Raw genomic sequence first — 24,666 nt, forward strand, 5'->3', positions numbered from 1 at the left:
CATGATGCGACGCGCCGAATCCCGTCCGTTCCGACGGCTCGCAGCCGGTCTCGTGCTCGGAGCCTGCGGCCTGCCGGCAGAGCCCGCCGCCGCCCAGGCCCTCCTGGGGTCGTCGCTCGGCTTCGCCCCCCTGCCCGCCTTCGCGTGGCCCGCCCCCGTCGCGGACGCGGCCGGCCGCTGGACCGGCTCCTACGCCAGCCTGTCGACCGGCTACGCGGTGACGAGCTCCCGCCACTTCGGCAGCTATTCCGGCCCCACGATCGGCTTTGAGGGCGGGCGGATGTGGCAGGAGGGCCCGATCCTCTACGGTATCAGCGGCGGCTTCGATTACCTCGCCGGGCTCGACGGCCCCCTGACGCCCGGCTACGGGCGGCTCGCCTACAGCCGCGACTTCGCCGGCGCCCTGGAGGTGAAGGTCGGGACCCTGCTGACGCCGGATGTCCTGGTCTACGCCAAGACGGGGGCCGTGGCCCTGCACGAGACCCTGCGCGTCGGGCCGACGCCGGCCACGGTCCCGTTCAGCCGCCAGGACATCGCGGTGCGGCCGGTGGCGGGCGTCGGGGTCGAGTGGGCCGTCACCGATCGCCTGACGCTGGGGGTCGAGGCGGGCGTGGTGGGCGGGGGGATCCGCTGAACGACCCTCAGTTGCGCCGGGAGCCCGGATCGCAGGCTGCCGCCAGGGAGGCGAGATCGCGCCAGCCGTAGGCGATCTCGGTGAACCGGCCATGTCCGCGGACGGCCTCCGGCCCGTCGAGCGGGGTGCCGCCGAGGCTTTCGGCGAAGCGCCGGCCGGGCGCGTTCGTGCGCAGCACCCAGGCGCCGGCCGCTTGGTATCCGGCCTGCTGCAGGCCCCTCGCCATCGCGGCGACCAGGGACCGGCCAGCGCCGCGCCCCTGGGCGGCGCACAGGACGTAGAGCCCCCGGATCTCGCCGTCGAAGCCCAACGCCGCCAGGGCGCCCGCGCGTTGGGCGTTGCCGAGGCCGAATCCGACCGGCTTCCCATCCATCTCGGCCAGATAGACCGTTTCGTCGGCATCCGGCTGCGGGCGGCTGAGAACCTGCGCCCACCACGCCTGCCGCACCTCGACCGTGAGGGCGTCGATCATCTCGGCGGGCAGCAGACCGCCATAGGCCTCGTGCCAGGCCGTCACGTGGACCGAGGCGATGGCAGCCGCGTCCTCAGGTCCCGCGCGGCGCACGACGAGAGCGGTCGTCTTCGCGCGCTTGGTTACGGCCATAGGCTCACTGTCCGGGCGCCGGGCCCCGCCGCGCGCTATTTCGGCACGAATGCCCAGTAGTCGAGATCGAGGATCACGGCGGGATCGTAGCCCTCCCCGGCGCGGTCCGGGAAGGCGCCGCAGGGCTGGTTCTTGGTGGCAACGGTGCGCAGGCGCAGGAGCCCGACATCGGCGCGGCCGACATCCGCCGTCGCCAGCACCTCGCTCCAGGCATAGACCGTGTCGCCGGCAAAGAGCGGCGCCACGTGCCGGCCGGCATTGATGCCGGCGATCGCGAAGGCGTTGGCGAGCCCGTTGAAGCTGAGCGCCCGGGCCAGCGAGATCACGTGCCCGCCATAGATCAGGCGGCGGCCGAACCGGGTGTCCTTGGCGGCCAGCCCGTCGAAATGCACCTTGGCGGTGTTCTGGAACAGGCGCGTGGCGATCTGATGCTCGGCCTCCTCGACGGTCATGCCGTCGACGTGGTCGATCTTCTCGCCCACCGCGTAATCCGCGAATCGGTGCGGGCTGCCGGCGAGCTCCGCATCGTAGGCGGCGGCCGAGAGCGGCGGCAGGGCGCCCGCGAGGTCCTGCGGATCGACCACCTTGGCGAGGGTCGGCACGTGCTCCGCGGCGATCGCGGCTTCGGGGTCGCGCTTGCGCACGAGGACCCAGCGGCAATAGCTCAGCACGGTCTCGCCGCGCTCGTCGGACCCGACCGAGCGGACATAGACCACGCCGGTCTGGCGGTTCGAGCTCTCCTTGAGGCCGATCACCTCGGAGACGGTCGACAGGGTCTCGCCCGGATAGACCGGCCGCCGGAAACCGCCCTCCGCGTAGCCGAGATTGGCCAGCGCGTTGAGGGAGACGTCCGGCACGGTCTTGCCGAACACCATGTGGAAGGTGAGCAGATCGTCGAGCGGGCTCTTCGGGTAGCCGAAGGCGCGCGCGAAGGCGTCCGAGGACTGGACCGCGAAGCGCGGCCCGTAGAGGCCCGTGTAGAGCGCCACGTCGCCCGCCGTCACGGTGCGCGGGGTGGCGTGGCGGATGGTCTCGCCGAGGCGGAAATCCTCGAAGAAGCGGCCGGGATTGGTCTTCACGGGCGGGCGATCCTACTGCGCGTAAACGTAGGTTGCGGGCACGGCATATTCGTGCAGCAGGCGGCTGATGAACAGCAGCAGCAGGATCAGGATGATCGGCGAGATGTCGACGCCGCCGAGATTGGGCAGGAGGTTGCGGATCGGCCGCAGCACCGGTTCGGTGAGCCGGTAGAGCACCTCGCCGATCTGGGCGACGATCGGATTGCGGACGTTCACCACGTTGAACGCCACGAGCCAGCTCAGGACCGCGCTGGCGATGAGGACGTAGATGAAGAGCTGGACGACCGTGTCGAAGAGCCAGATCAGGGCGTTCATGCGGGTCCGCGCGCTATCCTCAGGGCGCCCGCGCCCCGGCGCCGGAGCGGCGCTTTGGCGGGCGGCGTTGAAACAGGGAATTGACAGGCTGAGCCGCCCGCGCCTACAAGGCCGGCGCCTCGACGGGGCTGTAGCTCAGATGGGAGAGCGCCGCAATCGCACTGCGGAGGTCAGGGGTTCGAATCCCCTCAGCTCCACCAGAGACCCACGGGTCCGGTGGTCGTCACGTAAGGCACTGTCAGCGCTCAGGGATTTTCGGGTGCGGAAACGCCGTCACCCAGGACGCGACCCACGCAAGACCCATATTGAAATTCACCGAGACCCACGAGCCCAGGGATTTTCCACACGGATTACCCGGCCGTCGTGATCGTCAGGCGTCGATGGCGTCGCCGATCCACTCGTAGCGGCGGCAGATGTTGAACTCCTCGTCGCCGACCTTGCACCAGCCGCCCGCCGGCGCCTTCACGCAGACGACGGTGAACGCGTCCGGGGCGTAGCCATCGGAGCCGTTGTGCTCGACGACGCGGTGGATGTCGGTGCCGTCGCGGGTCACCAGGTCGCCAACCTTGAAGAACCGGTTGCCGAACCTGTCGACGAGGGCCCCCTCCACGGGCGCCGGCTCGGGCTCGGGGAGCTCGAACGTTGCTGCCCAAGTCCGATCGGCCTCGTTGACCTCGATGACGCCAGTCAACAGCATCGTCTGGCGCCAGATCCGAGCCACACCGGTCGGCAGGTGAACCAAGGCCGCATCCACGGCCACCCTCTCTTGCTCGGTCATGGGGTCCTCGGATCGGAAGGTGGTGCCCCGGGGACGAGTCGAACGTCCCTCTCCGGATTTTCAGTCCAGCGCTATCACCGGGTCAGCTGCCGGGGCGTGCGGTGATCGTCTCACCGAGCCGGCGATTCGGACAGGGCGGCCTCGCAGCGACAAAGCTCTCGCGGCCGCGACAAACCGCATGATTCAGAGGGCGAAATCGACAAAGCTCGCGCGGCTCAGGCCCGCTCCGCCTCGGTCGGCTCCCGGAGAAGGGCCCAGGATTTGATGAAGGCCACCTCGACCCATTGCTCGGGCTCCACCGGCATCATGCAGCCGTCCATGTCGATCATGACCTCCTGCTGGATGCTCCAGCCGTCGCGGTCGTAGTCGTAGGACAGCAGGATGCCGTCGCTGGCCCGGACGCTCTCCTGGTTCACGTGGATGTGTCGGCAACCTTCCTTGGTGATGTTGGGGTAGGTGAGGTCCACGTGGAGCGTGTCGCCGCGGGTCACGATATGGAAGTTGCCGGGGCCGCCGCCATACCTGGATTCGTGGATCTTCACGCTCCCCTCCCGTTCAGATGTGCCTGGAGCCGGTCCATGCCGGCGCTGACGAAGCGGGTGAAATCGAGCAGCCCGAGCGCGACGCTCTCGCCCATGGCGGCCCCCTGCCGGGCGGCCCGGGCGGCCTGGAGATCCCCGCCGAACCGGATCGCCTCGCGGCGGATCTCGGCTTCGGCGACCTCGGCGGCGAGGCGCCTGGCCTGCCGTCGGCTGGCGTGGACGGGGACGCCCGATCGGCGGAGTTCCCGACGGATGGTGCGCTCTATCGTCATGGCTCCCCCAACTCCATCGGCGCGCGGGCCAGCGTCCAGGATCCGTCGCTCTCGACGACGAAGTCCGTGACGGTCGTTCGAATCTCGACCCCGGTCTCGGCTTGGGACAGCGCGACGCGCGGGAAGTGGTAGCCGTCCGGCGTGGTGATGGCGTAGGTCCCATCCCCGTTGGGGGTGATCCACTTGACCTTCATCTCAGCGGCCATGTCAGACCTCCCACTCGGCCGTCCGGTCCACGCGCCGGCGGCCCCGAAGGTCGTTTCGGATCTCCCGCGCCATGAAGAAGGCCAGTCGCCACAGCGATACGCTGATGACCACGACCCCGATGGCGATCAGGAAGGCGGCCGGGATCCCGAACAGGATGAAGGCAATCCCAGCCGCGATGAGTTCGAATGTGCTCATGGCCTGTCCTCCGCCCCGGCGACGGCGGCCTCGTACTTGGCGAGGTCGCTACGCAGGATCATCCGCATGACGTGGGCGACCGCGCGCAACAGGGCGACGGCCTCGGCGTTGCCGCAGGCCACCGGCCAGACCTCCGCGCGGATCGTGGTCTTCCGCTCGATCTCGGTGAGCCGCTCGTCCGGTGGCGGATCGACGAAGACGGCGCGGTGCTCTCCATGCTCCGCCAGAAGCCCAAGCTGGCACCCCGGTAGCACCCGGCGGGCGAAGCCCTGGGCGACCTGCACGTTGGCGGTGAAGACCTGGACGCTCTCCCCTTCCTCGTAGTCGCCGAATTGCGCGAGCTGCTGGGTGATCTCGCGATGGGCTTCCTCCGTGGAGAGGTCGCCTTTGAGCAGGGTGTCGATGCGATCGAGCCGCTCCACCTGCCCCCGGACGCAAGCGAGCAGCATGCGATCCATCGCTCCCTTCTGCATCGTGAAGGGGGTGTCCTCCTGAACGTAGATCTGCTGGATCACGCGAGCCATTTTCCCCTCCCTCAACCGAAAGACCCGACGGCCGGGTACCCCGTATTCACGCGGGCTTGCCTCGGGACCCGGGCGGACTCAGACTCCGGCGCATGCCGATGAGCGTTCACGATGCCCTGGAGGCCTGGAGCGAGGGCCGCCTCTCCACCGAGCAAGCGCTCTCGCTGACCGGCTGCGCCGACGTCGCGGAGCTCCTCGGGGCGTGCGATAGCAGCGACGTCGAGCGCCCCCGCGACGACTGGCACGCCCGCCGCGCGACCCTGAAAGCCCGGGACGCCGCCCTCGACGCCGGCCGGGAGAGCATGCCCGCCCGGGGCGGCCCCGCCGACGAGGCCACCATCGAGGCCGAGGCCGTCGCGGCGTGCCGGGCCCCCTCCGCCGTCCGCTGGAGCGTCGAGGACGGCACGGGCTGCTCCAGCCGCGTCGAGCTTCGCGTCAGCGTCCTCGTCGGCACGAAGCGGTCCACCGTCATCGTTGCCGACCCGATCACCGGGCGCGCCCATTTCCACGGGGTCGTACCGCACGGGAGCGAGACCGCCAGCGCCGCCGAGGCCGTCCGGGCCCTGATCGGGGCCCGCGTGGATCTCAAGCCAGCGACGGTGGGCGGGGCTATTCCCGAACCGCTTGGCGAGCGCGGCGAGTAGCTCCGGAGAGGGGGCGGGGCGGGTCACCAGTCTTCTCCCGGGTAAGCCGGCTCGGGAACCGGATTCCCGGCTGCGTCGAGGACCTGCCAGCCCTGGTGCCTGGCCCTGCACCACGTGTTCCGCCGGTCCTCGGCTGCGTTCTTGCGATCGAGGGCGGCCGAGACGAGCGGCTGCAGGTAAGCGACCGCCTTGGGGTCCAGCGTGTACTCGTCGAGGTGGTGCCCCTCGCCGACGGTGCTCTCGAACACGCACGCGCCGCGGAACTCGCGGACGTCGAGGCCCGTGGCCGCCGAGGCCGCCTGCAGCTCTTCGAGCGTGAAGGTGATCTGGTGGTAGGACACCTCAGGCTCAGACCACCGGTGATCGAACCTCATCGTCCCCCTCCGTCAGCCATGACATCGGCCAAGGCCACCACCCGGGCGGCGATCTCGTCGAGCATGAGCTGCTTGAAGGCCTGGTCCCCCACCTCCTGTCGGAGGACGCGGAGCTGCTGCCTCTGGTCGCCCAAGATCACCGTGGCGCGCACGGACTCGGTGTAGTCCCGCGGGGCGAGGAGCCGACCCACCCACGGGTGGACCGTGCCGCTGACGATCGCCAGCATCCTGAGCGTCCGCTCGTCGTCCTGCGTGAGGGGGTAGCGCTGGCGCGGGGCCATCATTCTGCTCCCGGATGCGCGAGGATCTGGCCCCCGCCGCTGGTGAAAAGGACGTCCACCTTCCGCCCGGCGGCCCCGGCCTCGCGCCGGCCCGCCTTGGTCAGGCGGACACGCAGGGGACCGGCGCTCTCCAGCAGGCCGAGGGTGACCAGGCGCAGCCAGGTGTCCGTGAGGAAGTGCAGCCGCTGGCCCGAGGCGACCACGGCGCCGTGGCGGTCGATCGCGCCCTCGCCGCCGGCGTCGCGCAGGGCCCTGATCGCGGCCCGCTGGGAGTCCGTGAGCGTCACGGTCAGGCTTGCCAGGCCGGGCTAGAGACCGGACTTGCCAGAGCTTCCTTGAGAGCCACGACGTCGCCGCGACGCCCGCTGAACATCGCTTCCCGACCATCGGCCATCTTCACTGTGAAGGCCGCCCTCTTACCCGCCGCTTGCTCAACGACGGCCAAGCGCAGATCTAGGTTCATGATGTTTGGAACCTCGCGCGCCTGGCAGAGGCCTACGACGTTTGCGTACTTCTCAGAGTACCTGGCGGCGTTGCACATGAAGGCGTCCTCGAACATCGCCCTGGCGTCGCCCAGGGAAATGTCGAACGTCGTGCGGATCCACTTGATCGCCAGGACCTTCGACGTGGCTTCGCCCTTTCGCTTATTGGCGTCGATGGCTAATCGAACGATCGCCTGCAAGTCGACCATGAATCCCTCCGTCACTTGGAGGTATTGAACCACCGCACCCCGCGAAACCGCTGATGCAAGCCAGCAACACTATGCCGACCTCGTGGGAATTCTTTTCCACAGGGTGGACCTAGATGATGGATGGCTTAGTTTGATTGGCACGCCCCGCCGCGAGGCCGGGGATGAACCGACCATGGTTTTAGGAGAGAGTGCCAAGCGTGGCCCCCGGTCTTCGGGCCGAGGATAGTCCGCCCCTGCGCTTGGACACCAAGGAAGCTTACCCACCCCGCCAACGCGGGGATGACCCGGCGTCGAGCAGGTGCTTCGGCATGCCGAAATCACAGTTCCCCGCCCCGGCGGGGGTGACCCACAATCCCGCCTGGTCCGGTTCCAAGTTCGACACCCGGCCCAGGCGGGGATGACCCATCGTCCAGCGTCGTCTTGCGCAGGACATGCCCCCCCCGCACATTCGCGGGGATGCCCTTCTGGGCTCCGGCTCACGCCGGTGTTTCCTCCCTAAACTGAGCGGGCCTCGACAGTCGTCGGGGCCCGCTTTTTGTCACCTGCAGGTTACATTTCAGGCCTGGATGGCTCTGATGTCACCTGTGGGTGACTTCGGCATGTCGTTCCGTCCAGGGAAATCTTTACCGTCCCGGCGATCTGCTATTGCCTGGGCGCCGGCAAGGACTCAGTATCCGGTCCATGACCCAGCGCCTCTTGAAACGCGTAGCCCGAAAAGCCTGAGCCCGCCGCTCGGCAGCCTTCGCTCGCTCCGTTTCAAGACCGCTGAGATCCTCCCATGCCCGCCTCCACGAAGCCCGGCGACCACGTCGCACGTCAGCGCGCCTCCTCGATCCGCCGCATCCGCAAGGAACTCCACCTCTACACCGAGGCCAGACGCTACAAGGGTGCCAGGGCGCAGGACCTCCTCGCCGGCATGGAGTTCCTGGGCGGAAGCTCCCACGAGGATGTGCGTCTGGTGATAGGGGCGTGGCTCGATCCCGGCAGCGAGCACAAGCTGCCCGGGTCGCTCGTCGGTCCGATGGAGCGCCTGCGCGACAAGCCCACCGTCCGGACGGCCCGGTCCCTGCGCAAGGCCCTGCTGCGCGTCGACGCCGCCGTGCGGGCCAACGCCCTGAAGATGATCGCGCTGACGCACGTCGAGCTCAACGACCTGGCGGACCGCTGCGACGTCTGGGCAGCGGAGTGGGGTGATACCGACGCAAGCCTGCGCTGCGCCAAGCGGGCCTACGCCGGCTATCGCTACACCGCGTCACCGGGGGTCACGATCAGCCAGGACGGATGGGGCCTGCTGCGCTGCATCTTCCACTACCTTGACAGGGCGCTGGGGGACGACGTCGGGCTCATCAGGCACCGGGAGGATAGGGCCACGGAGCTGCGGCACCTCTCGTCTATCCTGCGCGGCGTCCAGGACAGCATCGGCGTGGTCTTCGACGCGATCGACGCCGGGCCGTGGGACGATGAGGAGGACGAGCCCGCATCGGCTGCGCGGTCCGATGACCGGCCCAAGGACGCGCTCGACGGATTCGATCCGCTCGACGGCCTCGATGACGACCGGGCCGGGATCGTGCGCACGGAGCCTGCCTCCGATACCGCGGCGCGGGATTTCTTCAAGAACGCACGCATCGTCCATAAGGGCGATGACCTCGCGTTCGCGCCTCCACGCCCCTCCCTCAGGGTGCTGGGGTCGATCGAGCACCTGCCGAAGGGCGGGTCGGGCGGTCGCGGCGACGCGCGCAAGGACGCCGAGAAGATCGCCGAGCTTCAGATCCCGCTCGCCCAGTGCGAGGACCTCGTCGAGGCGCGCGAGCTCCTCGACGACGAGTTCCCCCACCTCGCGGCGATCACGTCCAGGCTCCTGACGACGCAAGTCGGCCGGGATTGGGTCAAGCTGCCCAACGTCATCCTGCTCGGGCAGCCGGGCATAGCGAAGACCCGATACGGCCGCCGCCTCGCCGAGATCCTCGCACTCAAGCCGGTCGTCTACCCGTGCACCGGCCAGTCGGACGCGATGTTCGGCGGGACCAACCGCGGCTGGTCGTCGGGCCGGCCCTGCAATCCCATCCAGGCGATCATCTCGGCGAAGATCGCGAATCCTTGCTTCGTCATGGACGAGGTCGAGAAGGCCGGTGAAAGCCGCCACAACGGCAACGTCCTCGACGTGCTCGTCAACATGATGGAGCCGGAGAGCTCGGCTCGGTACGTCGACCCGTATTTCGAGGCGCCCCTCGACCTCTCGGCGGTCAACTGGATCCTAACGGCCAACTCCCTGCAGGGCATCCCGCAGCCGCTCCTCGACCGATGCACGATCATCTCCGTCCCGGCCCCGGGGCCCGAGCACCTGGAGACGCTCGCGAGTTCGATCCTGGACGACCTGCGGTTCGAACGCGGGCTGGACGAGGCGTGGTGCCCGAATCTCGACGGCGTCGAGCTCCAGGCCCTGCGCGAGCATTGGGGCGGCGGGAGCCTCCGCGTCCTCCGCCAGCTCGTCGCGGCCGTCCTGACGACGCGCGACGCCACCGCGCCGAGGCAGTGATGCCGGGCCCCACGGACGTCTACTGGAACCGGACGCGCAAGCTCTGGTCCCTGCGCGAGGACGGCCGCGTCGTCGGCCACGTCCCCGCGGTCATCCTCGGGCGGGTGACCTTCCATGCCAGCGAGCCGGGGCGGCAGCGCTGGATCCGGACAGGCGAACGCACCGTCCACGCCTACGCGCGCGGCTACCGCGTCGACGATTGGCTGCGGCCGCTCGATGCCCTGCGGCTGCGCTACGCGCCGCAGGACGGACCGGGATTCGTGGTCTGCGGCCAGCGCGTCGCGCGCGCCGTGGGGGTGTGGTTCGAGCCGGACGGCTCGGCATGGGCATGGGGGCCGGCATGAAGACGCTTCTATTCGCCGCCGCGCTCGCCGCGGCCCCCGCGCCACCGCCCGGCCAGGGCCCCGGGCGATGGCTGGTCATCGTGCGCCAGGTCCGGCCCGACGGTGCGCTCCTGGCTCGGCTGACATTCCAGCGGCTCGTCTCGGGCACGCGGTGGGAGCTGCGCTGCTACGACACGACGGTCAGCCCTCCCGAGGCCAGGCACTTCGACGGCGTCGCCAAGCCCGAATCCGAGTGGGTCATGGGCGAGGTCCCGAGGGTCGGGAACTTCACCTTGGCCCTCAGGGGGGACCCGCTCTGGGCGGCGTGGATACCCGGCTGCCCGGGCATGGCCGAGCCCGACATCATCGCCCGCGCGCCGGGCTCCTGGTGACTTTCTCCCCCCGATGAGACCCTGCCCGAAGGAGGCCCCGATGCCGAAGTTCCGCCGCTACACCCTCGCCGAGCTCAAGGCCCGCAACGACCTGCTCAACGCCGACCTGGACCGCCTGCAGCGCGGCGAGGAGCCGTCCGAGGCCGAGCTCGCCGACGCCCCGTTCCTGGATCGGTGGCGCCTCGTCGGCTACCCGGGGTTCGGCCCGGGCGCCGGGCGCCTTTGCGCACACGGGAACGTGCAGCGCCACCCGCGCCTGCCTTCGGGCCCGTGCTGGACGTCGCCCATCGTCGCGATGGGCGACGGCTGGATCCGGACTGAGTCACGCTTCTACGCCCTGGGCGAGCCGTACAAGCCTTCGCCCGACATCCCGGACGAGGTCGCCGAGGCGCTGGGCCTCAAGCGTTGAACGGAAGGTCCCCGATCAGGGCCCAAACCGTTATATCCTCCACATAAGCGGCCCGGGACCGTTATATCTTGAACATAAGGCCCCGGCCGCGACGCTATCTTGCACGAGAGAGCCGGAAACCCGCGCTATCTTGAGCGAGAGGCGTCAGGCGGCCTTCACGACCGGCATGGTCGCCGCGTCGTACGCCTTCAGGATCCGGATCGTCTCGGGGCTCAGGATCCTGCCGTCCAGGAACGTCCCCGCGTCGATCGCGTCGAGCAGGATCGCGCACGTCGCCCGGATATGGGCGAGATGGCTCACGCCGCTCTGCTCGTCCGCATCCTCGCCCGCGGCCCACAGGGTCAGGTGCCGCTCGATCGCGCCGACATACGTCTCGGCGTCGATCGGATCCTTCCTCCAGTTGTGGCGCCCGTAGGCCTTGGCCGGGCAATCCGCCCCTAGGCCGAGGACGGCAGCCTCCTGCACCAGGGCCACGCGCGGGATCAATTCCAGCGGCAGCTTGCGCATGCCGGCGGTCCGCTTGGGATTCTCACTTGGCATAGAAGGCCTCGACCATGTCCGCCCCCGAGGTGAAGCCGCCGGCGGCGGGCTCGCGGGTGGTGCGCCACCGTTGGGTGGCAAGGCGATAGACGCTGCCCTGCGATCCGAACGGCGACGCGCCGTCGAGCGCCTCGTGGATGTCATCCAGGCTGGGGCGGCCGCCACGGCAGAGGGCGACGGCGCGCAGGTAGCCGGGCGTGTCGTGCTCGCCGCGGGCCGGGATCGTCCAGGCGAACCAGGCGCCGTTGTCGTCCGGATCCGGGCTCTCGTCGCGCCGGGCGATGACGGCCGTCTCGTAGCGATGCCCGTACCGCTCGGACTCGTGCGGCACCGCCGTGGAGGCCTCCAGGCTGGCGATCGCGTCCTCGATGCTGACGCCATGCGCCTGCGCGGTCCGCAGCAGGTCGACGGCGAACCGCAGGCCGGTCTTGGCGCCCTCGCACCACATCCGGGTCTGGTCGACCATGGGGGCGGCGTGGATCTCGGGCAGGTAGGCCCGACCGAGGGATTCCTCGCGGGTGGATGGGGCGTAGGTGATCATCAGGCGTGTCCCTCGGGTTGCGCGTCGAGGATCGCCTCGCGGGCACGCGAGACCTCCCCGTACGACCGGTGGTAGGTGATGGTCTGGAGCGAGCGCCCCGACAAGAATCCGGCTCCGTGATGCCACGCGTCCTGCGCGACCGGCGCTTGGTGGCTCTCCCCCACGACCGCCCCGGCCTCGAAGCCGATCAGCCGCTTGTGGTGGATGTGGAAGCCATGGGCATACCTGAACCGGGTCAGGCCCCAGTCCTCGGCGCGCCGGGCGGCCATGACGCCGGGCAGGTCCTGGAGCTTGGTCTCGTGCCCGTGCGTCGCGGCCAGCATCACCCGGCCGTGGCGCCAGTACCAGAACAGGGACGGGTCCAGGTCGACGGTCACCCGCGGCTCGTTGCGGTACCAGGCGTAGAGGAAGTGGGCGATCGCGACGGCGCAGTGCTCGTCGTGGTTCCCCTTGAGGATCCGGACGACGACCTTCCGGTGCCGGCGCAGCATGGCATCGACGGTCCGGACGGTCAGCCGCGACGCGACCTCGAAAACCTTCGGATACCTGCCGTCGACGTCGAGTTGGTTGCCCGATCGGGCCGTGCGGTTGTCCTGGTTGTCGGCGTGCATCAGGTCGCCGCCGCCCAGCACGACGCCGAGGTCCGAGGCCGGGGACCGCTCGACGACGGTCTCGACGGCGCGGCCGATGACTTCCTCGGCGATCTTCAGGTCCCAGTCCGTGCCGGTCTCCCGGCCCCAGGAGTGGGCTCCGATGTGCCAGTCCGCGAGGGGGAGCAGCGTCAGCAGGTCGGTCGACGCTGCCGCCGGCGCGGGGATCGGCTCGTGCCGGCCCTCGTAGCCCTCGAAGGCCGCCTTGATCGCCTCGACAACGTCGCGCGGGTCCACGCCCTCGCGGGTCTTCACCCACTCCTGGGTGACCCGCCCCATCGCGTCCCTGAGCTGGGACACGCCCTTGACCACGTGGCCGGCCGGGATCTCGCCCTGCCGCCCCGGGGCCTTGGCCTGGGTCACGTACTCGCGGGTGAGCTCGCCCTCCTTGCCGTACACCGCCGTGGTCCGCTTGATCGCGTACCCGGGCAGGACGGGCTCGGTCCCGAGAAGGCCCCGCTCGGAAGCGAAAGCCATTTCGGTATCATTTGCCTGCACGGCTCCGGTGAGCTTCTTGAACCGCTCGCCGATCGACGAACGGGCCATCCCGAGGGCCCTGGCGGCGGCCTTGACGTTGCCGGCGGCCCGGACGGCCGCGAGGATCTCGGCATCGGTGACCTTGGCGACGGGCATGTCAGGCGGCCTTCCGTGCGGGCTTGGACCACGTCTCGCCGGCGGCCTTCATGCGACGGCCCTCCTCGGCGACGCGATGAAGGAGGGCGCGGTCCATCCGGTAGCGGGCCGCGGTCACGCCCACGCCGTGGCTCTCGATCATGGCGGCGACCTTGCGGGGGTCCGCCTCGGCGATGGCCTCGGCGAAGCGGGTGGCTGGCTTGGCCATCAGAACCTCCAGGTGGGGAGCGGGCCCCACACTTCCTTGGCGAGCTCGGCGCCTAGCATCGGGATGCCGGCGGCCATGGCCCACCACCACACGGTGAACCTGACGGGGGTCATCGGATCCATGTCGGGGTCCTCTTGGCCGGGGGCGTCTCGACCCGGGGGGCGGGCCCCTCGGACGGCAGCGGATCGCGGACCGGGCATGTGAAGCCCGGCAGGACCTGCCCCGAGCCGAACGCGAGGCTGAGGCAGACCCGGATCGCGATCGGCAGGGCGGCCGGCATCAGGCGGCGAGCCTGAATTCGAGCAGGTGCCGGGAGCGGATGAGCATGTGGTTGAGGGTGGCGGCCAGGACCATCGCGGTGCTGACGCCCACCCGCTTCGGGGCGAGCCGGGCCCGCTCGACCTCGGCCTCAAGGTCGATCTCGTCGAAGGCGTCGAGCAGCTTGCTCCCCGAGTCGCGCCAGTCCTTCCGGTGGTGGAGGACGTCGCACAGGGCCTTGATCACCGGCCCGGTGAGGAGGCCCGGCTCCTCGCCGTTCGAGGTCTCGCTGACGCACTGGAGGGCGGTGATCAGCGTGTCCCGGCCGTAGGTCCGCAGGGCCTCGGCGAGGGTGGCGACAGCCATCGTCTGGAGCGGCTTCTGCGCCTTGGTCGGGACCGGGTACGTGAGGATCTCCACGCCGGCGCGGTGGCAGGCGTCGTCGATCGCCACGGCCTCGGGGTCCCCGGCGGCGAGAGCGGCGCGGTGGATCGCCTGCCGGTTCATCTTGGTCGTCGAGCCGTTGATCGCCTTGAAGGCGTCGGCCTGCTCGCCGGGGGCGGCGACGACGACCTGGCAGGGGACCCGCTCGATCCCAACGATGGCGGCCGCCGTGGTGCGGTGCTGCCCGTCGATGATCGCGAAGCGGCCGCCCTCGACAGGGGCCACGACGACCGGGGCGAACCGGCTCCACTTGAACGAGGCCGCGATCTTGCGGACGTTGCGCTCGCCCTCGCCGCGGATCGGGCGCTGGTAGCGATCGTCGACGACCAGGTCCCCGATCGGGATCCACTGGAGCATCGGCGCGGCGCCCGGCTCGGCGCGGTCGTTGGGCTTGGTGAAGCCGGCGGTGTCGATCGGGCGCATGGTCCCCTCCGTGCGCGGGCGGGTCAGATGGACTTGCGGGCCCGGCGGATCGCCTCGGCGATCGCCGCCCCGACGTCCGCCGGATCGTAGGTCGACGCGGGGCCCTTGGTCGGGCTCATCGAGCCGATCAGGGCCTTCTCGGCCTTGAGCAGCCGGATCCCGGCGTCGGTGGTGGTGAAGGCGGCGGGCCGCTCCGAGGGCCCCGGCGCCGGCTCGGGCCGCACCGTCAGGAGGGCGGCCGCGAATGTGATCAGGACGCTGAGTCCGACCGCGGCGATCCAGGCCAGACCCCAGACCACTAGCGCCTTGGCGATCCCGTAGAGGATCCTGCGGATCCAGACGAGGACGCCTTCGAGGAAGCCCGGCGCCGCGATGGGCGTCCAATGGACGGGGGTGAAATCCGTCTTAGGCATGCCGTCCGTGATGACGGTCTTCGGGTGGCAGAACTGGTTCGTATGGACGGCGATGCACTCCCATGCCTCGCCGCGCACCCGGACCCTGTCGCCCCGGCGGTAGGTGCGACCGCCCTGGAACGCCGCGATGCTTGTGACCCGAGCCTCGGGGAGGTCGACGAACCGCCACAGCAGCACGGCGATGAGCGCGGCCAGGGCCACGAGCTGCGGGAAGGACGCGAGCGAGAACAGGACCTGGAAGATCACGGCTTGGCTCCACGGGAGGTGACGGGCGGGATCACGAGGGGCACGCGCCACAAGCCCAGCCACCCGGGGAACCAGGCGGTCTGCTCGACGACGAGGTCGTCGCGGTCGGTGACGTGAGGGGGGAGGAGGACGCAGAACGGCAGGTCGTGCGTGCCGACGCCCATGGCGCCGGAGCGGGACCACGGCATGCCGGTGTCGCGGTTGAACACGGCGACGCTGTACCGATTGGGCCAGTCGCCCCCGACCACCAGGTGGACGTCGATGTCGTCCGAGGCCACGGCGCGCAGCTTGGTCGAATGCCAGACCCAGCAGAGCCGGGAGCCGCGCTCGACGACCTGGATCTCCTGCTCGACCCGGATCGGCCGGAAGCGGGCTTCGAAATACGGGGCCGCGACCCAACCGGCCCAGAGCAGGGCCCAAGCCGCGAGCAGGTAGGGAGCGAGCCGCCTCACGGGTGGCCTCCCGAGACGAGGCGCTCGATGATGATCTTCACCAGCGTGCCGACGACGGGCGTCGCGACCACGCCGATCACGATCCACACCGTGCGGAACCGGCCCTCGATCGCGGTGATGCGGCCCTCATGGCCGACGCGCAGCTCGACGTAGTCGGCCTTGGCGACGTAGTTCTCGCGCAGGCCGGACTCGATCCGGTCGAGGCGGCCGCCGAGGTTGCGGACATCGCTCTTGATCTCGCCCACCCCGGCGAGGACCTCCGCGAGCTTGGACGTTTCCATGGTCACGGGAGCCTCACGATCGGGGCGCAGGCCTGGGCCGTGGGCCGGGTAGCGGTGCCGTAGGCGACCAGCCCGAGGCCGGTCGCGGTCAGGAGAAGGGCGGCGGGCAGGGCGAAGCTGCGCGGGCGCGGCTCATCGAGACGGGCCCCCGGGCGCTGGATGGCGCGGAGGATCTCCAGGTCGGCGATGAGGCGGGCGCGCTCGCGCAGCACGTGGGTCACGACGCGGGGGACTCCGCGGCGGGGGCGGGATCCGCCGGGGCGGCCGGCGGCGGGGTCGGCTCGGACAGGCGCGCCCGGACGGTGTCCAGCTTGCGCCGGCAGTCCTCGCCGGCCTCGGCCAGGTCGACGACGTACGGGGCCACGGCCCGCATCTTGGCCGTCGGCGCCGGGGCGGCCGGCTCGGGCTTGCAGGACAGGAGGCTCGGGGCGATCGCGGGGCGCACGAACTGGATGCGGTCGACGTAGACCGTGTCCGTCTGGCAGCCGGCGAGGCAGGCCCCGAGGGCGATGAGGGCGACGAGGCGGCGGATCACCGGTTCCTCCCCTTGTGCTTCACGCCGAGGGCCTCGATCGCGGCCCGGAGGCTCGACGGCATCGAGGCGTCGTCGCCGAGCGGCTGGCCGCGCAGCGCGCGATGGACCGCGTCGTCGACGAGGGGAGCGGGCTCGGCCGGCTTGGCCGCGAGTTCCTTGCGCAGTTCGGCGAGCTCGGCCTGGGCGGCCCGGCGGCCGGCCTCGGCGGCCTGGCGCGCCAGCTCGAACCGGTCGGCGTCGTCGCGGGACCGTTCGGCGTCCGCGGCGTAGGCCAAGGCCTGCTGCTCGTTGTCGGCTGCGAGCTCACTCGCGGTCTTGGCGTTGGCCTGCGCGGTGGCGGCCATGTGCCGGGTGTCGGCCTCGGCGCGGGCCGCGCGCTCGACCGCGACCGCGGCCTCGCTGCGGTCGTACCGGATTCCCGCGGCGAACAGGGCCGCGACGATGGCGAACAGGACCGATCCGCCCGCCAGGTAGCGGCCGACCGGTCCGAGGGCGATGGAGACGAAGGCACCCATGGATCAGGCCTCCTTCTTCCGGCGCGAGGGCGCCTTGCGGGCTGGGGCCTCGGCAGCAGGGGCGGCCGGGGCGGGCTGGGGATGCGGGGCCGGCTCGGGGGCGCGGTGACCGCCGAAGGCGATCCCGCCGCCCCCGCCGCCGTGCGAGAGGAAGGAGTCCATCAGTGCACTCCGGGGAGCGCGACGAGGTGATCCGGGGCCGAGGGGAGCTCGGTCACCGGGGCCGGCTCGGCCGGGTGCGGCACCTCGTGGAAGGCCACGATGCGGGGATCCTCGACCGTCGCGGGCTGCACCACGGAGCCGGGCGGCAGCTCGAACACGGCCCCCGGCGTCATGGCGTGAACCGCGATCGCGGCCTCATCCGGGGCGGCGGCAGGCTGCAGCGGGACGGGATCCGGGGTCGGCGCGGGGGCCGGGGCATCATCGGCCGCCGGCGGGATCGCGGCGGGGGCCAGAAATGCCACGGGGCGAGCGTCGAGGGCGTCGGCGAGGGCGTGGGCCTTGCGGGTCGCCCAGGTCCGATAGAGGAAGCCGCCCGTCGCCGCGAGGCCGCCGACCGCCGTGACCACGCCGACCACGGTGCCGACCGTCGGCAAGGTGTTCGCGAGCGGGTTGAGAGCGGTGGTGATCTGGTCGACGGCAGTGGCGAACAGGCCACCGCCGGTGACCGCGTCGGCGACCGCGGGGGACGGCGCGGTCTTGGCGTCCGTGATGTAGGCCCGGGCGTCCATGCCGACGAGGTACGTCGGCTGCGAGCCGTACGAGCCGGAGGCATGCTCCTGCCCGAGCTTCAGGAGCTGATCGCAGCGCGAGTTCCAGCCCCGGCCGTACTTGCGGTAGCCCTTGAGCGCCTTGAGGAACGCCTTGCGACGCTCGATGGCGGCGGCCACGAGGAGATCGTGGTCCGGGTAGGCCTCGATCGCGGCCAGGGTCGCGGCGGTCATCACGCCGTCGACGCGGACCGTGCCGAGGGCGCGCTGGATCCACTTGATGGACTGGACCGGGCCGGAGTGGACGGAGCCGTCGAACACGACCATGTCGATGCCGCTCGGCAGGTCGTCGCCCTTCACCATGTCCCAATACTGGAACCGGTAGATCGCCTGGACCTCGGCGTCCGTGATTACGAAGACGTCGCGCGGGGGCAGGCTCTTCCGCCGGCGCCACGAGTCGTAGACGTGCTGCGTCACGCCCCGATTGGTGCGGCCGCCGGGATCGTCCTTGTCGTCGACCTTGCCGCCCTCGAACACGAGGGTCTTGGCCAGGGCGATCTGGAAATCGGCTGCGCTCACTGCCAGTACCTCTGGACGAAGTGCGGGACGGCCTCCGGCGCCATGGCGATCCGGGCCGCGTCCTCCTTGGACAGCAGCCGGCGCACGGGCTCGGGGGTCGCGGGGGAGAGAGGGGCCTGCCGGCTGCGCGCGCGGAGTTTGTGGTCGCTCAGGACCGCGAACGCGAAGGTGGCCAGCAGGCCGAGGGCGGTGCGGGCGCGCATCAGTCGTGCGCCCGGATGTGGGCCTCGTGCAGGGCCCGGAGCTTGTCGCGGGCCGCACGAAGGACGATGAGGCCACCGCGCTTGTAGTCGCGCTCGGTGGCGGGGAAGGTCTCGGAGATCCGGGCCGCCTCGCAGCTCATGTAGAGCTCGTCGCCATCGACCTGGGCGACCAGGACCGTGGCCGAGATCTCGATCTTGTCGCCGATGAAGCGGTCGGGCTCCCGGACGATCTGGGCGATGGAGAAGTCGAGGCGCATCAGGCGCTCCTCTCGGCGGGGGTGGAGAGGATGCGGGTCACTGGAGCGTCTCCAGGACCGGCGGCTGCCACACCCCGGCGATGACCTCGATCGCGTCGACGTCGAGGGCCTCGCAGAACACCTGCAGGCGCTCGACGCCGATGCAGGTGCGGCGGGCCCGGATGTGGGCGAATTCGTTGCGAAGGCTCCCCGCGCCGCCCTCGGACTCGCCGAGGAGGATGCGCATGTCCTCGGCTCGCAGCCGGCGGGCCCTGATCGTCAGGGCCAGCGCCGTGACCAAGCGCGACCGGATCAGGACCGAGGTCTTGGCCCGGCGATGCCGGCCGGCCGACGCGCGCCGCGCCGTCGACCGGATCGGCGTGGGCGAAGGGGCGTCAACGCTTGGGTTGAGTGAGGGTTCCATCGTGGAGTTATGGTTACGACCCACGACGATTCGCGGAAGGGTTGTGCAATAGGAAATCGTGCCGGATCGGTACGAATGCCTGAAAATTCACGAGCGTTTTGCGGCCTAGGCCGTTGCCAAGGCTTCCCGATCGCGCCGCGATGATACGATCCGGCCTTCCGGCCTAGGCCTGCGGTCGAATCCACACTCCACCGCCGCCACCGGTCGGACCCGACCGCTTACCGTAATGGACACCCCGCCTTGCAGTACGCGTCGTCGTGGTCGAGAATGCTCATCGAGGCAGCCCGCCCCGGATTCTTCCGGGAGAAGAGGAAGCCCATCAGCGCACGCGACCGGACAGCAGGATGAGCAGCCTCCCTCCCGACGACACCGACATCTTCGTCCAGGCATTCCTGGCGCGCTTCCCCGGCGCAGAGGTCGTGGCCCCCGATGCCCCCCGCGGCATCAGCACCGGGCCCTACAGCATCGGATTTCCGTTCTTCCGCGACTTCGCGCCCGACATGCGCGCGCGGGGCTGGAGCATCTTCCCGCAGCGGCGCGACGAGCGCCGGGGGCCTTCCTCCGTCGACGGATCCCCGATCCGCTGGAAGGCCTACACGGACACGCTGCCCCCGGCCGAAGAGGTCGCCTGGTGGGCCCGCCAATGCCCGACGGACAACTCCGCGGCGATCATGGGCCCCGCCTCGGGGCACGCCTTCGCCCTCGACGTGGACGTCTCCGACGAGGCCCTGTCGCTGGCGATCGTCGCGGCCGCCGACCGGATCCTCGGCCGCTCGCCGCTTCGCCGCGTCGGCTCCTTCCCGCGCGTCGTCCTGGTCTACCGGCAGGCCCCCGTTGCCGCGCGCGCCCGCGACGAGGCGATCGTCAATCGCACGCACCGATTCGCCGATGGCGGCCACGCCATCGAAGTCCTCGCGCACGGCAAGCCCGTCACGTTTCACGGCATGCACTGGAAGACCGGAAAGGTGTTCGAGTGGGTCGGTGACCATCCGTGGCGCGTCGGCCCCGAGGCCGCCCCGCTCGTCACGCGCAGCCAGCTCGACGCATTCCTCGACGCTATCGCCGAGCTCGCGCCGTTCGCGCATCGTTCCCATGAGGTCGCCGACGTCGCGTGGGCCTACGACGACGGCGCAGGACTCCACCGGCCCCTGTCCGTCCCGGCCGAGGGCGTCGTCGTCGAGGGCGGCCTCGTGGTCGATGGCCGCGAGTCGTGGCTCTTCGGCATCGTCCGCGAGACCGTGCGGGCGAACGAGGGCGCGGCCCGCGCGCCCGAGGGATTCGGGAAGCTCTGCGCCTTGGTCGAGGACCAGTTCCGCGCCGGGGCCTCGCTCGACGGTTGGCACGACGGTCTGATCCGGTCCGAGATCGAGCAGAAAGTCCGCGCGCAGATCGACCACTGCGTCCAACGCGGCGGCTTCCTCCGCTCGATCCGGCGCGGCCTAGCCCAGTCCGTGGAGCAGGACGGGACGGTGGCCTACGCCCCGTCGGTCGTCGACGACGATACGTACGTCCCGCCGGCGGTCGCGGAACTCGCGCACCTCAAGGACAGGATCGGCAGGACGGCGGTCAAGCGCCGCCTCCTCGCCGTGGCCGATCCGGTCCGCGCCATGGCACGCGACCTGATCCAGGACGAGGACCTGCGCCTCGCCGCGGCGCGCAAGGCCGTCCAGACGGTCCAAGGCTGGGAGGCCGCTTGGCTCCAGGAAATCCACACCCGGGCCCGGCTGCCCAAGAGCCAGCGCGACGTCGGAGAGGTCCAGATCCTCAAGGGGGATGCGGGCGTCGGTAAAACCAGCGGTTTCTGGCGCGCCCTGCGGAAGCACGTCGACCGGTTCGGCCGGATCGGCATGCCGATCGGATTCGCCATGCCCACGCACGCCAACATCGCGGACACGATGGTCTTCGCCGCCGGCGACGAGATCGGGGCCTTCGAGACTGCGGCCGAGCAGCTCGTGGCCCAGGGTGACCGGCTCGGCCTGCGGGTCGTGGTCTTCCGTGGCAAGACCCGGACGAACTGCGGGTTCAAGGCCCAGATCTCGACGCTGTCGGCCGCGTCGATCGGCACGCAGCACCTGTGCAAGGCGAAAGTGGTGGTGGGCACGCCGATGCCCGGCGAGAAGCCTACGTACGAGGAGAAGCGCTGCCCGATGTGGGAGGCCTGCGAGTACCAGCGCTCGCTCGTGGAGCTCGCCGAGGCCGACGTCGTCCTGTTCGCGTCGGCCTACCTCGACGTCACGCCGCCCAAGGCCCTGACTGACGCGCTCGCAGGACTCGTTGTCGACGAGAGGCCGTACGGGGGCCTTATCCGCCACAACGCCTCCGAACCGATGCCGCTGCGGGTGCTGGAGACAGGCCGCGCCCCGCCCCGTCTCCTGGAGGAGGAGCTGAAGCCTCTCCTCGATCGCGCCGATGCGAAGCGCGCGATCGACGAGGCCAAGGAGGGCTACCTCGCCGAGCGCAGCGCCGCCGTCGAGATCCTCATGCCGCACCTGCGCAAGGCCGACGCCGGGGCCGCGGTCCAGGCGCTGTTTCGGTACCGCGAGGGCAACCGCCGCGCCGGCCTCGATTACGCCAGGTCCGCATACGCCGTCGTGTCCCGTGGCTCGGACGCGGCGCGCCACGTCACCCCCGGAATGACCGAGGAAGCCGCCAAGGAGCTGGCGGACACGCCGACGGGCGACGGCCTGTGGGACGAGCGGCGGTTCTGGTCGATCGTCATCGACCGCCTGGAGGCCATGGTCCGCGACGAGGAGAACCCCGGCTCGCCGAAGACGGCCATGGGGGCGAGCGATCGCCGCCTGCAGGTCGTCACCGTCACGGGGGGCGCCCTCGCGGTAATGATGTCCTGGAGGGCCAAGCCCAGCTTCCCCTCGACGCCTTTGCTGCTCCTCGACGCCTCGGCCGAGCCGCGCATCGTCGAGAAGATCTGGAGCGATCGCGTCGTGCGGCTCCTGCCCGTCGAGGCCCCGACGCACCTTCGCGCCGTCCTCGTCACCGGCAGCACCTTCTCCGACTACTCGATGCTCCCGAGCCGCCACGACACCCGCGCCGGGATGACCAAGGCGGCCGAACGGGTCGCCCTCAACCGGCAGGTGATCACGCGGCTCGCGGGCGTACACGGCGATGGCAGGCTCCTCGTCGGTGGCAACAAGGGCGTGATGTCGGTCCACCGCGCCGGCTGGCTGCCCCCCGAGAACGTGGACTGGGTCCACAACGGGGCCATGCGCGGCTTGGACTTCGCCAAGCATCACACGGCCGCGATCTGCTTCGGCAGGTTGGAGCTGCCCCCGAGGGTTCTGGACGCCGTCGTGGCGGCGCTGACCTACGACGATCCCGAGCCCGAGCAGCCGGTCGACCCGTTCGGCACCGGCAAGGACGCGTCAGGCCAAGCCCTGCAGGCGACGAAGGGCGAGAAGCGCGTGGCGCTGCGCGACGGCCGCGACGTCGCCATCGAGGACACCGTCTACGACGGCGCATGGGCCCGGATCGTCCAGGCGCAGTACCGCGAGGAGGAAATCCGGCAGTTCGCCGCCCGCCTGCGTCCCGTGCACCGCGTGGGCAGGCCGCCGGTCGTGTACCTCGCCACGGCCGCGATTCCCGAGGGCCTCATCGTCGACGACATGATCGACGTCGCAGACCTCGCCTGCCCGGTCGGGACGCACGCGACGGTTTCGGCCTGGGAGATCGCCCGGTCCACGGGCGGGCTCCTCGACACGCGCTTCGGATGGACCGATCGCCCGGACCTTCACGCCGGCTCGCTCAAGGCCCTGAAATTGGACGTGCCGGGCCACCCCGAGGCACAGGGCACGGTGCGGATCCGCTGGCGGATCGCCGACGGCCCGTGGACCGTCTCGTCGGTCACCGCATGGCACGAGGACCCGGCCACCCCGCTGCGCGCCGCCCTCATCCGGGAGGACGGCTACACGGACGAGGACCTGGACGAGGCCCTGGAGGTCGAGGTGCTGTGGCGCGGCCGCGAGCGTCGCCCGTCGGGCACGCGCCCCCCGGACGCGATCGACATGCAGCTGACGAACCTGCCCGAGGGCGCAACCCGAGACGAGGTGCGCCGGGTGTACGCCGACCAAGAAGCGGTGGCCCGCGAGGCCACGATGGCCCGCGTGACGTCCGAGATCTCCGGCCTGCCCGAGCATGCCGAGCCTGAGGCGATCCAGGCCGCGCTGCGCGCCAAGCGGATCGACGCGATCGACTGGACGCGCCGGCCGCCCTTCCCCGGCGTGCAGCGCAAGGATTCCGTCGTCTGCCTCGACACCCTGGTCCTGCTCGATGCCTACGGGGCCGGCGAACTCGACCCAGACAGCTGACGCGTGCGCCGGCCGCCCCGGCGCTCGACCCGCTTCTCGATCGGCTTGCTCCGCCATGCGGTGATCCGCAGGCCGATGGCCGTCTTACGGTTGCCCGTCCCGAGCCACTGCCACTGCGTCTTCAGGCCGATGCCGACGCTGGCAAGGTCCGCGTGCACGGGACCGCCCTCGCCTCGCGCCCCGAGGGCGTTCAAGTTCCACTGCTTCACCGTGGTGAGCGTCCCGATCCCGAAGGCGTAGGGAAGGTCCTCGACGGGGACGGTGACCGTGACGCGATCGCCGGGGGGCGTGCGGTGCCAGGCCCTCGGCGTGTTGGCCCCGTTCATCCAGGCCAGCACGCGCAGGTACAGGAAGGCCGCGAAACGCGTGCGGAACGCCGCTAGGCCCTCGACATCCAGGACGATGGGGTGCGCCTTCCCATGGATCATCCCGTAGACCACGGGGATCCCCGGAAAATAGCCGACCTCCACTGGGTGGCCCCTATGGATTGGCGTGCCTTCCCACCCCTCCCAGAGCCGATACGTGGCGTCGTTGCCCCGGCCCGCCTGCCCGATACGAATCCGGCTTTCCCCGAGGCGCTCGAAGGGGCGGACCAGCTGCGAGTGAGACCGCATGCCGGTGGCGTCCAGCAGGGCCTTACCGTGGACCCACAAGTTCGCCCCGTCGATCGCCCACCGGTCGCGCAGGGTCAGCCCCTCCGCGTCGGGCTCATCCTCGATGGTGAAGGCGTGGCCCAACGCCCCGAGCCACATGGCGAGATCCAGGGGCGTCAGGGGGCCTTCGACGAGCGTCATGCCGGCCGCGAGATCCCGCGAGATCGATACGTGGAAGGGCATGGACGGTGGCTCCGCAGCGAGTGACAAACTCCATACCACACCGGGCATGCGAGTTACAAACTACGACCCACACGTGGGATGCTGTTTACGCCCGTATACCAGAAACACGGCAACGGCTTGGCCGTTTTTTCGGGGCGGAAAATTCGCCTTCTAAATATATATCCTGAACCGTGGTCTGGCAGGCTGTCCCATGGGAGGTCTGGCTGGCCTTTCGCCCTCACGGGCGTCGCGCTCCGGGACCGGCCTGCTGGCGCAGGCCGTGCGTCAGCAGAGGCGGCAAGGGTGCTGGGGAGGGGCGGACGGGACCTCGCTCCCGTGCTCACGACTGGAGCCTCGTCGCGTTCGCCATGGGCCGCGATCGGGGCCCGGCGAGTCCCTTCGGCCACACGTTGCCGCAACCCGCGATTTTCCGCTTGA

General features: G+C 70.5%; 38 protein-coding genes and 2 tRNA genes. 8 read left to right on the forward strand and 32 right to left on the reverse strand.

What is annotated here, in order from left to right:
• Position 1: 1 nt before the first annotated feature.
• Positions 2-634: a hypothetical protein gene (locus tag FVE89_RS10325; RefSeq protein WP_160533945.1), complete on the forward strand. Its 633-nt coding sequence runs from the start codon at positions 2-4 to the stop codon at positions 632-634.
• Between the two features lie 7 nt (positions 635-641).
• On the opposite strand, the gene FVE89_RS10330 is transcribed toward FVE89_RS10325, so the two are convergent.
• Genes FVE89_RS10330 through FVE89_RS10340 form a run of 3 tightly spaced genes read right to left on the reverse strand, consistent with a single transcriptional unit; the run spans position 642 to position 2,632 of the window.
• Positions 642-1,238: a GNAT family N-acetyltransferase gene (locus FVE89_RS10330; protein WP_160533946.1), complete on the reverse strand. Its 597-nt coding sequence runs from the start codon at positions 1,236-1,238 to the stop codon at positions 642-644.
• Positions 1,239-1,273: 35 nt separating this feature from the next.
• Positions 1,274-2,317, reverse strand: coding sequence for a MaoC family dehydratase (locus FVE89_RS10335; protein ID WP_160533947.1), 1,044 nt, complete (start codon positions 2,315-2,317; stop codon positions 1,274-1,276).
• Between the two features lie 12 nt (positions 2,318-2,329).
• Positions 2,330-2,632 carry a YggT family protein gene (locus FVE89_RS10340; protein WP_010684838.1) on the reverse strand — a complete coding sequence of 101 codons (303 nt, stop codon included), beginning with the start codon at positions 2,630-2,632 and terminating at the stop codon, positions 2,330-2,332.
• Between the two features lie 124 nt (positions 2,633-2,756).
• Between FVE89_RS10340 and FVE89_RS10345 the strand changes: the two genes are divergently transcribed.
• Positions 2,757-2,832: transfer RNA gene (locus FVE89_RS10345), tRNA-Ala, on the forward strand.
• A gap of 170 nt (positions 2,833-3,002) precedes the next feature.
• On the opposite strand, the gene FVE89_RS10350 is transcribed toward FVE89_RS10345, so the two are convergent.
• The 7 genes from FVE89_RS10350 to FVE89_RS10380 all read right to left on the reverse strand — a co-directional run bounded on the left by FVE89_RS10350 (position 3,003) and on the right by FVE89_RS10380 (position 5,150).
• A complete protein-coding gene (locus FVE89_RS10350; RefSeq protein WP_160533948.1) occupies positions 3,003-3,410 on the reverse strand; it encodes a hypothetical protein in 408 nt (135 codons plus the stop codon).
• 20 nt (positions 3,411-3,430) lie between these two features.
• Positions 3,431-3,506 (reverse strand) — tRNA-Phe (locus FVE89_RS10355).
• Positions 3,507-3,625: 119 nt separating this feature from the next.
• On the reverse strand, positions 3,626-3,952 hold the full coding sequence (locus FVE89_RS10360) for a hypothetical protein (protein ID WP_160533949.1): 327 nt from the start codon (positions 3,950-3,952) through the stop codon (positions 3,626-3,628).
• Positions 3,949-4,224, reverse strand: coding sequence for a hypothetical protein (locus FVE89_RS10365; protein ID WP_160533950.1), 276 nt, complete (start codon positions 4,222-4,224; stop codon positions 3,949-3,951). The genes FVE89_RS10360 and FVE89_RS10365 overlap by 4 nt, the downstream gene beginning before the upstream one ends.
• Positions 4,221-4,430, reverse strand: coding sequence for a hypothetical protein (locus FVE89_RS10370; protein WP_160533951.1), 210 nt, complete (start codon positions 4,428-4,430; stop codon positions 4,221-4,223). Before FVE89_RS10370 ends, FVE89_RS10365 begins: the two co-directional genes overlap by 4 nt.
• Position 4,431: 1 nt before the next feature.
• Positions 4,432-4,626: a hypothetical protein gene (locus tag FVE89_RS10375; RefSeq protein ID WP_160533952.1), complete on the reverse strand. Its 195-nt coding sequence runs from the start codon at positions 4,624-4,626 to the stop codon at positions 4,432-4,434.
• Positions 4,623-5,150: a hypothetical protein gene (locus FVE89_RS10380; RefSeq protein ID WP_160533953.1), complete on the reverse strand. Its 528-nt coding sequence runs from the start codon at positions 5,148-5,150 to the stop codon at positions 4,623-4,625. The genes FVE89_RS10375 and FVE89_RS10380 overlap by 4 nt, the downstream gene beginning before the upstream one ends.
• A 98-nt stretch (positions 5,151-5,248) precedes the next feature.
• On the opposite strand from FVE89_RS10380, the gene FVE89_RS10385 reads away from it, so the two are divergent.
• Positions 5,249-5,794, forward strand: a complete 546-nt coding sequence (locus FVE89_RS10385) for a hypothetical protein (protein ID WP_160533954.1) — start codon at positions 5,249-5,251, stop codon at positions 5,792-5,794.
• Positions 5,795-5,817: 23 nt separating this feature from the next.
• Here the strand turns inward: FVE89_RS10385 and FVE89_RS10390 are convergent, their stop codons facing one another.
• Genes FVE89_RS10390 through FVE89_RS10405 form a run of 4 tightly spaced genes read right to left on the reverse strand, consistent with a single transcriptional unit; the run spans position 5,818 to position 7,140 of the window.
• Complete coding sequence (locus FVE89_RS10390; protein ID WP_160533955.1) at positions 5,818-6,168, reverse strand: hypothetical protein; 351 nt, start codon at positions 6,166-6,168, stop codon at positions 5,818-5,820.
• Entirely contained in the window at positions 6,165-6,449 is a 285-nt protein-coding gene (locus FVE89_RS10395) for a hypothetical protein (RefSeq protein WP_160533956.1), read from the reverse strand. Before FVE89_RS10395 ends, FVE89_RS10390 begins: the two co-directional genes overlap by 4 nt.
• A complete protein-coding gene (locus FVE89_RS10400) occupies positions 6,449-6,736 on the reverse strand; it encodes a hypothetical protein (RefSeq protein WP_160533957.1) in 288 nt (95 codons plus the stop codon). The genes FVE89_RS10395 and FVE89_RS10400 overlap by 1 nt, the downstream gene beginning before the upstream one ends.
• A 2-nt stretch (positions 6,737-6,738) precedes the next feature.
• Positions 6,739-7,140, reverse strand: coding sequence for a hypothetical protein (locus tag FVE89_RS10405; RefSeq protein ID WP_160533958.1), 402 nt, complete (start codon positions 7,138-7,140; stop codon positions 6,739-6,741).
• A 778-nt stretch (positions 7,141-7,918) separates the two neighbouring features.
• Here FVE89_RS10405 and FVE89_RS10410 point away from each other — a divergent pair.
• The 4 genes from FVE89_RS10410 to FVE89_RS10425 are packed head-to-tail and all read left to right on the forward strand — an operon-like array spanning position 7,919 to position 10,800.
• Positions 7,919-9,676: an AAA family ATPase gene (locus tag FVE89_RS10410; protein ID WP_160533959.1), complete on the forward strand. Its 1,758-nt coding sequence runs from the start codon at positions 7,919-7,921 to the stop codon at positions 9,674-9,676.
• Positions 9,676-10,020 (forward strand): hypothetical protein, encoded by a 345-nt coding sequence (locus FVE89_RS10415; RefSeq protein ID WP_160533960.1) that lies wholly within the window; start codon positions 9,676-9,678, stop codon positions 10,018-10,020. Before FVE89_RS10410 ends, FVE89_RS10415 begins: the two co-directional genes overlap by 1 nt.
• Positions 10,017-10,391 carry a hypothetical protein gene (locus tag FVE89_RS10420; RefSeq protein WP_160533961.1) on the forward strand — a complete coding sequence of 125 codons (375 nt, stop codon included), beginning with the start codon at positions 10,017-10,019 and terminating at the stop codon, positions 10,389-10,391. The genes FVE89_RS10415 and FVE89_RS10420 overlap by 4 nt, the downstream gene beginning before the upstream one ends.
• A gap of 40 nt (positions 10,392-10,431) precedes the next feature.
• The gene (locus FVE89_RS10425) at positions 10,432-10,800 is read left to right on the forward strand and encodes a DUF6634 family protein (RefSeq protein WP_160533962.1); all 369 of its coding nucleotides are present in this window, start codon (positions 10,432-10,434) and stop codon (positions 10,798-10,800) included.
• Between the two features lie 144 nt (positions 10,801-10,944).
• On the opposite strand, the gene FVE89_RS10430 is transcribed toward FVE89_RS10425, so the two are convergent.
• The 17 genes from FVE89_RS10430 to FVE89_RS10510 all read right to left on the reverse strand — a co-directional run bounded on the left by FVE89_RS10430 (position 10,945) and on the right by FVE89_RS10510 (position 18,914).
• Positions 10,945-11,340: a dATP/dGTP diphosphohydrolase domain-containing protein gene (locus FVE89_RS10430; RefSeq protein WP_281408961.1), complete on the reverse strand. Its 396-nt coding sequence runs from the start codon at positions 11,338-11,340 to the stop codon at positions 10,945-10,947.
• Positions 11,330-11,881 (reverse strand): hypothetical protein, encoded by a 552-nt coding sequence (locus tag FVE89_RS10435; RefSeq protein ID WP_160533964.1) that lies wholly within the window; start codon positions 11,879-11,881, stop codon positions 11,330-11,332. The genes FVE89_RS10430 and FVE89_RS10435 overlap by 11 nt, the downstream gene beginning before the upstream one ends.
• Positions 11,881-13,164, reverse strand: coding sequence for a helix-turn-helix domain-containing protein (locus FVE89_RS31070; protein ID WP_246730612.1), 1,284 nt, complete (start codon positions 13,162-13,164; stop codon positions 11,881-11,883). The genes FVE89_RS10435 and FVE89_RS31070 overlap by 1 nt, the downstream gene beginning before the upstream one ends.
• A 1-nt stretch (position 13,165) precedes the next feature.
• Positions 13,166-13,372: a hypothetical protein gene (locus tag FVE89_RS10445; RefSeq protein WP_160533965.1), complete on the reverse strand. Its 207-nt coding sequence runs from the start codon at positions 13,370-13,372 to the stop codon at positions 13,166-13,168.
• A 109-nt stretch (positions 13,373-13,481) separates the two neighbouring features.
• Positions 13,482-13,652, reverse strand: coding sequence for a hypothetical protein (locus FVE89_RS10450; RefSeq protein WP_160533966.1), 171 nt, complete (start codon positions 13,650-13,652; stop codon positions 13,482-13,484).
• Positions 13,652-14,497, reverse strand: a complete 846-nt coding sequence (locus FVE89_RS10455) for a ParB/RepB/Spo0J family partition protein (RefSeq protein WP_160533967.1) — start codon at positions 14,495-14,497, stop codon at positions 13,652-13,654. Before FVE89_RS10455 ends, FVE89_RS10450 begins: the two co-directional genes overlap by 1 nt.
• Before the next feature lie 23 nt (positions 14,498-14,520).
• Positions 14,521-15,156 carry a hypothetical protein gene (locus FVE89_RS10460; protein ID WP_160533968.1) on the reverse strand — a complete coding sequence of 212 codons (636 nt, stop codon included), beginning with the start codon at positions 15,154-15,156 and terminating at the stop codon, positions 14,521-14,523.
• Positions 15,153-15,608: a hypothetical protein gene (locus FVE89_RS10465; RefSeq protein ID WP_160533969.1), complete on the reverse strand. Its 456-nt coding sequence runs from the start codon at positions 15,606-15,608 to the stop codon at positions 15,153-15,155. The genes FVE89_RS10460 and FVE89_RS10465 overlap by 4 nt, the downstream gene beginning before the upstream one ends.
• Positions 15,605-15,895, reverse strand: coding sequence for a hypothetical protein (locus tag FVE89_RS10470; RefSeq protein WP_160533970.1), 291 nt, complete (start codon positions 15,893-15,895; stop codon positions 15,605-15,607). The genes FVE89_RS10465 and FVE89_RS10470 overlap by 4 nt, the downstream gene beginning before the upstream one ends.
• Positions 15,892-16,110, reverse strand: coding sequence for a hypothetical protein (locus tag FVE89_RS10475; protein WP_160533971.1), 219 nt, complete (start codon positions 16,108-16,110; stop codon positions 15,892-15,894). Before FVE89_RS10475 ends, FVE89_RS10470 begins: the two co-directional genes overlap by 4 nt.
• Positions 16,107-16,424, reverse strand: a complete 318-nt coding sequence (locus tag FVE89_RS10480) for a hypothetical protein (RefSeq protein WP_160533972.1) — start codon at positions 16,422-16,424, stop codon at positions 16,107-16,109. Before FVE89_RS10480 ends, FVE89_RS10475 begins: the two co-directional genes overlap by 4 nt.
• Complete coding sequence (locus FVE89_RS10485; RefSeq protein ID WP_160533973.1) at positions 16,421-16,939, reverse strand: hypothetical protein; 519 nt, start codon at positions 16,937-16,939, stop codon at positions 16,421-16,423. The genes FVE89_RS10480 and FVE89_RS10485 overlap by 4 nt, the downstream gene beginning before the upstream one ends.
• Positions 16,940-16,942: 3 nt before the next feature.
• Positions 16,943-17,101, reverse strand: coding sequence for a hypothetical protein (locus FVE89_RS10490; RefSeq protein WP_160533974.1), 159 nt, complete (start codon positions 17,099-17,101; stop codon positions 16,943-16,945).
• Positions 17,101-18,228: a glycoside hydrolase family 108 protein gene (locus tag FVE89_RS10495; RefSeq protein ID WP_160533975.1), complete on the reverse strand. Its 1,128-nt coding sequence runs from the start codon at positions 18,226-18,228 to the stop codon at positions 17,101-17,103. The genes FVE89_RS10490 and FVE89_RS10495 overlap by 1 nt, the downstream gene beginning before the upstream one ends.
• Positions 18,225-18,431 carry a hypothetical protein gene (locus FVE89_RS10500; protein ID WP_160533976.1) on the reverse strand — a complete coding sequence of 69 codons (207 nt, stop codon included), beginning with the start codon at positions 18,429-18,431 and terminating at the stop codon, positions 18,225-18,227. Before FVE89_RS10500 ends, FVE89_RS10495 begins: the two co-directional genes overlap by 4 nt.
• Positions 18,431-18,688: a hypothetical protein gene (locus FVE89_RS10505; RefSeq protein ID WP_160533977.1), complete on the reverse strand. Its 258-nt coding sequence runs from the start codon at positions 18,686-18,688 to the stop codon at positions 18,431-18,433. Before FVE89_RS10505 ends, FVE89_RS10500 begins: the two co-directional genes overlap by 1 nt.
• A 37-nt stretch (positions 18,689-18,725) precedes the next feature.
• Positions 18,726-18,914 (reverse strand): hypothetical protein, encoded by a 189-nt coding sequence (locus tag FVE89_RS10510; protein WP_160533978.1) that lies wholly within the window; start codon positions 18,912-18,914, stop codon positions 18,726-18,728.
• A gap of 521 nt (positions 18,915-19,435) precedes the next feature.
• Here FVE89_RS10510 and FVE89_RS10515 point away from each other — a divergent pair.
• Positions 19,436-23,413, forward strand: a complete 3,978-nt coding sequence (locus tag FVE89_RS10515; RefSeq protein ID WP_160533979.1) for a bifunctional DNA primase/polymerase — start codon at positions 19,436-19,438, stop codon at positions 23,411-23,413.
• Here FVE89_RS10515 and FVE89_RS10520 read toward each other — a convergent pair.
• Positions 23,380-24,249 (reverse strand): hypothetical protein, encoded by an 870-nt coding sequence (locus FVE89_RS10520; protein WP_160533980.1) that lies wholly within the window; start codon positions 24,247-24,249, stop codon positions 23,380-23,382. The two genes, FVE89_RS10515 and FVE89_RS10520, sit on opposite strands and share 34 nt — an antisense overlap.
• Between the last annotated feature and the right edge of the window lie 417 nt (positions 24,250-24,666).

Source organism: Methylobacterium sp. 2A (assembly GCF_009806555.1).
Lineage (GTDB): Bacteria > Pseudomonadota > Alphaproteobacteria > Rhizobiales > Beijerinckiaceae > Methylobacterium.

Excerpts from the sequence above, each read along its gene's own strand:
- FVE89_RS10325 (WP_160533945.1), top strand. The coding sequence starts at position 2 with ATGATGCGACGCGCCGAATCCCGTCCGTTCCGACGGCTCGCAGCCGGT.
- FVE89_RS10330 (WP_160533946.1), bottom strand. The coding sequence starts at position 1,238 with ATGGCCGTAACCAAGCGCGCGAAGACGACCGCTCTCGTCGTGCGCCGC.
- FVE89_RS10340 (WP_010684838.1), bottom strand. The coding sequence starts at position 2,632 with ATGAACGCCCTGATCTGGCTCTTCGACACGGTCGTCCAGCTCTTCATC.
- FVE89_RS10350 (WP_160533948.1), bottom strand. The coding sequence starts at position 3,410 with ATGACCGAGCAAGAGAGGGTGGCCGTGGATGCGGCCTTGGTTCACCTG.
- FVE89_RS10365 (WP_160533950.1), bottom strand. The coding sequence starts at position 4,224 with ATGACGATAGAGCGCACCATCCGTCGGGAACTCCGCCGATCGGGCGTC.
- FVE89_RS10370 (WP_160533951.1), bottom strand. The coding sequence starts at position 4,430 with ATGGCCGCTGAGATGAAGGTCAAGTGGATCACCCCCAACGGGGATGGG.
- FVE89_RS10375 (WP_160533952.1), bottom strand. The coding sequence starts at position 4,626 with ATGAGCACATTCGAACTCATCGCGGCTGGGATTGCCTTCATCCTGTTC.
- FVE89_RS10380 (WP_160533953.1), bottom strand. The coding sequence starts at position 5,150 with ATGGCTCGCGTGATCCAGCAGATCTACGTTCAGGAGGACACCCCCTTC.
- FVE89_RS10385 (WP_160533954.1), top strand. The coding sequence starts at position 5,249 with ATGAGCGTTCACGATGCCCTGGAGGCCTGGAGCGAGGGCCGCCTCTCC.
- FVE89_RS10390 (WP_160533955.1), bottom strand. The coding sequence starts at position 6,168 with ATGAGGTTCGATCACCGGTGGTCTGAGCCTGAGGTGTCCTACCACCAG.
- FVE89_RS10395 (WP_160533956.1), bottom strand. The coding sequence starts at position 6,449 with ATGGCCCCGCGCCAGCGCTACCCCCTCACGCAGGACGACGAGCGGACG.
- FVE89_RS10405 (WP_160533958.1), bottom strand. The coding sequence starts at position 7,140 with ATGGTCGACTTGCAGGCGATCGTTCGATTAGCCATCGACGCCAATAAG.
- FVE89_RS10410 (WP_160533959.1), top strand. The coding sequence starts at position 7,919 with ATGCCCGCCTCCACGAAGCCCGGCGACCACGTCGCACGTCAGCGCGCC.
- FVE89_RS10415 (WP_160533960.1), top strand. The coding sequence starts at position 9,676 with ATGCCGGGCCCCACGGACGTCTACTGGAACCGGACGCGCAAGCTCTGG.
- FVE89_RS10420 (WP_160533961.1), top strand. The coding sequence starts at position 10,017 with ATGAAGACGCTTCTATTCGCCGCCGCGCTCGCCGCGGCCCCCGCGCCA.
- FVE89_RS10425 (WP_160533962.1), top strand. The coding sequence starts at position 10,432 with ATGCCGAAGTTCCGCCGCTACACCCTCGCCGAGCTCAAGGCCCGCAAC.
- FVE89_RS10430 (WP_281408961.1), bottom strand. The coding sequence starts at position 11,340 with ATGCCAAGTGAGAATCCCAAGCGGACCGCCGGCATGCGCAAGCTGCCG.
- FVE89_RS10435 (WP_160533964.1), bottom strand. The coding sequence starts at position 11,881 with ATGATCACCTACGCCCCATCCACCCGCGAGGAATCCCTCGGTCGGGCC.
- FVE89_RS31070 (WP_246730612.1), bottom strand. The coding sequence starts at position 13,164 with ATGCCCGTCGCCAAGGTCACCGATGCCGAGATCCTCGCGGCCGTCCGG.
- FVE89_RS10445 (WP_160533965.1), bottom strand. The coding sequence starts at position 13,372 with ATGGCCAAGCCAGCCACCCGCTTCGCCGAGGCCATCGCCGAGGCGGAC.
- FVE89_RS10450 (WP_160533966.1), bottom strand. The coding sequence starts at position 13,652 with ATGCCGGCCGCCCTGCCGATCGCGATCCGGGTCTGCCTCAGCCTCGCG.
- FVE89_RS10455 (WP_160533967.1), bottom strand. The coding sequence starts at position 14,497 with ATGCGCCCGATCGACACCGCCGGCTTCACCAAGCCCAACGACCGCGCC.
- FVE89_RS10485 (WP_160533973.1), bottom strand. The coding sequence starts at position 16,939 with ATGGGTGCCTTCGTCTCCATCGCCCTCGGACCGGTCGGCCGCTACCTG.
- FVE89_RS10490 (WP_160533974.1), bottom strand. The coding sequence starts at position 17,101 with ATGGACTCCTTCCTCTCGCACGGCGGCGGGGGCGGCGGGATCGCCTTC.
- FVE89_RS10500 (WP_160533976.1), bottom strand. The coding sequence starts at position 18,431 with ATGCGCGCCCGCACCGCCCTCGGCCTGCTGGCCACCTTCGCGTTCGCG.
- FVE89_RS10505 (WP_160533977.1), bottom strand. The coding sequence starts at position 18,688 with ATGCGCCTCGACTTCTCCATCGCCCAGATCGTCCGGGAGCCCGACCGC.
- FVE89_RS10510 (WP_160533978.1), bottom strand. The coding sequence starts at position 18,914 with ATGCGCATCCTCCTCGGCGAGTCCGAGGGCGGCGCGGGGAGCCTTCGC.
- FVE89_RS10515 (WP_160533979.1), top strand. The coding sequence starts at position 19,436 with ATGAGCAGCCTCCCTCCCGACGACACCGACATCTTCGTCCAGGCATTC.
- FVE89_RS10520 (WP_160533980.1), bottom strand. The coding sequence starts at position 24,249 with ATGCCCTTCCACGTATCGATCTCGCGGGATCTCGCGGCCGGCATGACG.